The sequence below is a fragment of the Blautia sp. CAG:257 genome, from assembly GCF_000433815.1.
GTDB lineage: Bacteria > Bacillota > Clostridia > Lachnospirales > Lachnospiraceae > Blautia_A > Blautia_A caecimuris.
Window position 1 is genome coordinate 16028 of the sequence record NZ_HF999125.1, and the last position, 3669, is coordinate 19696.

At 39.7% G+C, this 3669-nt stretch carries 4 protein-coding genes; 1 reads left to right on the forward strand and 3 read right to left on the reverse strand.

Going from position 1 to position 3669, the window contains the following annotated elements:
- Positions 1-629, forward strand: a 629-nt coding sequence (locus QVP40_RS13425; protein WP_022068879.1) for a DeoR/GlpR family DNA-binding transcription regulator, incomplete at its 5' end; no start/stop codon positions are given.
- Between the two features lie 35 nt (positions 630-664).
- Here QVP40_RS13425 and mtnA read toward each other — a convergent pair.
- The 3 genes from mtnA to QVP40_RS13440 form a co-directional block, all read right to left on the reverse strand.
- On the reverse strand, positions 665-1777 hold the full coding sequence (gene mtnA, locus QVP40_RS13430) for an S-methyl-5-thioribose-1-phosphate isomerase (protein ID WP_022068880.1): 1113 nt from the start codon (positions 1775-1777) through the stop codon (positions 665-667).
- A gap of 38 nt (positions 1778-1815) precedes the next feature.
- Positions 1816-3030 carry an S-methyl-5-thioribose kinase gene (mtnK, locus tag QVP40_RS13435; protein WP_022068881.1) on the reverse strand — a complete coding sequence of 405 codons (1215 nt, stop codon included), beginning with the start codon at positions 3028-3030 and terminating at the stop codon, positions 1816-1818.
- Positions 3031-3055: 25 nt separating this feature from the next.
- Positions 3056-3669: ABC transporter permease (locus tag QVP40_RS13440; RefSeq protein ID WP_288200599.1), on the reverse strand; the 614-nt coding region annotated here is incomplete at its 5' end.

Consider the following 3669-nt stretch of genomic DNA (forward strand, 5'->3'; position numbering starts at 1 on the left):
CAATGGAAAAAAATCAGGAGCTTATACGTACTCATGGAGGAGCATACATACTGGAAGGAGTCCAGAATGATCTTGATGTTACAACCAGACAGACATTGCGTATCCCTGAAAAAGAAATCATTGCCCAAAAATGTGATACCCTGATTCAGCCTAGCGATATTATTTTTCTTGATTCATCTACTACTTCCTGGTACATCGCACGAAAAATTGTCAATCGGAAATTAACCGTTGTTACAACCTCCCTGGAAATTGCCAATATTCTTTCACGTTCTTCCACCGTACATCTATTTCTTACCGGAGGCGAATTCTCTTCAAGAACCAAAGGTTTCACCGGAAACGGTACTGTTCGTTCTCTTCAACAGTACTTTTTTGACAAAGCATTTGTTTCCTGCAGAAGTGTATGCAGAGAATTCGGCGTTACAGATATCAACGAAGATTCCGCCATGCTTTATAAAATTGCACTTCAGCACGCTCACCAGAAATTTCTCGTGGTAGATCATACAAAACTGGATAAGACTTCTTTTTCTGCAGTTATTCCTCTGGAAAAAATGGACGCCATTATTACAGACTGTGAGTTTTCTCCGGAATGGAAAGAATGGCTTACCAAAAATTCTGTACAATATTATTAACAATAAAAGGGCGATTGTTGTCGCCCTTTTATTGTTTATTTTTTATCTACATATTTTTCAACCGGTTTAATCCCCATAGCTTCAAATGATTCTTTAAACGGTGCGTACGCAATTCCCTTTTCTGTAATGATTCCTGTAACTAAACTATGATCTGTCACATCAAAAGCAGGATTCACTACTCCTACTCCTTCCGGTGCCATACGCTCTTCATACCACATCTCTGTAACCTCTTCGCCTTTTCTCTGCTCAATATGAATCTCATCTCCGGATTCCAGGGTCATATCAATCGTAGAAGAAGGAGCACATACATAAAACGGAATTCCATAATGTTTTGCAATAATTGCCACACCACTGGTTCCAATCTTATTTGCAAAATCACCATTTGCCGCCACGCGGTCACATCCCACAAATATAATACCTACTTTTCCCTCTTTCATTGTATACGACGCCATGTTATCACACTGCACATAAGTATCAATTCCTGCTGCGTGCATTTCATATGCGCTTAAACGAGCGCCCTGCAGAAGAGGTCTTGTTTCATCACAGTATACATGCATATCGTTCTTAGGATCCCATCCATGTTCCAGTGCAATATACATAGGAGCAAGTGCTGTACCATACTTTGCAGTTGCCAGCGTTCCGGCATTGCAGTGTGTCATAATTCCCACACCTTTTCCAAGCTCATCTAACAGTTTAAATCCATATTCCCCAATATTGCGGCTGATCTGAATGTCCTCCTGGCGAATTGCATCAGCTTCTTCCATCAAACGCACTTTTAATTCCGGTATGCTCATGTTATGAATTTCATTCAACATAACATCATGCATACGATTTAAAGCCCAGGACAAATTCACGGCTGTAGGGCGCGAAGAGTTAATATACTCCATCATCTCCGTACATTTTCTTACAAACTCCTGCTTATCTTCTGTTTCAATCTGATCTGCCAATATATAATAAGCATAACCTCCTGTCACACCAATAGCCGGAGCGCCACGTACCCTAAGAGAATAAATTGCTTCCCAAATATCTCCTGCTTTCTTAATACTTAAATATTTACACTGGTTAGGAAGAAGAGTCTGATCAAGAATAACTATTTCTTTTTTATCCTCTGACAGTCGGACCGTATCCAGATTTAAAGCATTTTCCATAACTGTATTCTCCTTTCATAATTGCAATATCATATCTGTTATTCATCTATTGCAGCAATAGCATCCTTTAAGGTATTAAGGAAACACTTTCCGCATTTTTTAGCCTCTCGATTTTTAATAAAATCAATCGCTGCAGTAATACAGATTTTCTCTGCCCGGGCACGTTTTTCTTTGTTCTCAATACTGGTGATATCTTTTACATTTGCCATACCAACAATACGCCGAATCAGTTCCAGTCCGGTAACTGCAGAAGTATCAGCCAGAATAGTGTCCAGATAATAGTTTTTATACATCTCATTTTTACACATGGTATCTGTTACATGTTCCTCGTAATAAGCACGAAGTTTCTTCATAGTCAGATCTACAACATCTACAATAACTTCTTCTACCCATGCACAGAACTCTGAATTGCCATATACATCTCCATTTGCCCATGCAAAAATCATATTGGCAATAACATTTCCAATATCATATCCCATAGGTCCATAGAAGCAGAATTCAGGGTCAAATACCATAGTACTGTCTTCATTAATAAAGATAGAACCTGTATGTAAATCTCCATGAATCAGAGACTGCGCCCTTGTCATAAAATCCATTTTCAGTTTTGCTACTTCACAGTGCAGTTCTTCATCTTCATAAAGTTTTTCTTTCACGAAGTCTGCTATTGGAGCAAACACATTATTTCTGTGCATTTCATCATTATATGGTTCTGTATAAACAAGCGCCTCCGAAATATCACATAACTCGGGATTAATAAACTTTCTCTGTAAATCTTTCTTTTCCTGATGATCCATCACCACATCTGTAGTTCCCATCAGAACCTGGGCCATAAAAGTAGAAATCTGATCTGCAAATTTCGGAAAAATTTTATGCTCCAGCATTGCTGTACGCATAATTTCATGGTCACTCAGATCCTGCATGCCACAGGCACTCATAACAGTATCATAAAAATATATTTCCGGCACATATCCGGGAGCAAGTTTTCCCTGAAGAACCAATATCTCAGACTCAATACGATTGCGGTCTGTATCCAGTTTCATATCCTCGGAAATACGCGCCACACCGCCTGCCTGCTTGATAATAACGCTATGATTCCTGCCATCTGTGACTTTAAAAACATAGTTCAGATTTCCATCTCCAATTTCTTTACATTCCATACTTTCCGCATCCCATTCCATCTGCGGAACCTTCAGTTTTGCGTACTCAATAGCATCTTCTGTAGTCATTAAAAAATATGTATCAAATTTAGACATCTCAAACCCTCCATTTTATTTTTTATCAGTCTTCTTTTACTGTAATGTATGCTGCAACCAGCGCAAGACAGAGAACTGCGCCTTTAACAGCCGGAAGAACATAATAAACAACTCCACACATTGTCAGACCATTCTCAAGAACAGTAATCAAAAGCGCTCCAACAACTGTACCGAGAGCATTTGGCCTTTCCGCTCCACCTACAGAACGTCCGATAAATACTGCCGCCAGAGAACTCATCAAATAACTGTCACATCCGTTAATCTGTGCAGCAGAGTTACGTGAACATACAACAATACCGGCAACTGCAATAAACAGAGCGGCAAACATACCTGCCATAAAACGATATTTTTTTACATTAATACCAGAAAGTTTTGCCGCAGTTTTATTTCCACCCATTGCATAGAGATAACGACCATGTTTTGTCCGTTCCAGAAGAACCCAGCAGATTACCACACACACGATCATGATAATAATGATATACGGAGATTTTCCGATATTCTGAGATCCTTCAGTCCATCCTCCACGAAGCGGGCTTGTATCACCACCACGAAGGTTTGCTACCCATTTCGGAACACCAAGTCCTGCAGAAACAGCGCTTCCGCCTGTAAATGCCAGTCCCAGACCTGCATGTACAAACT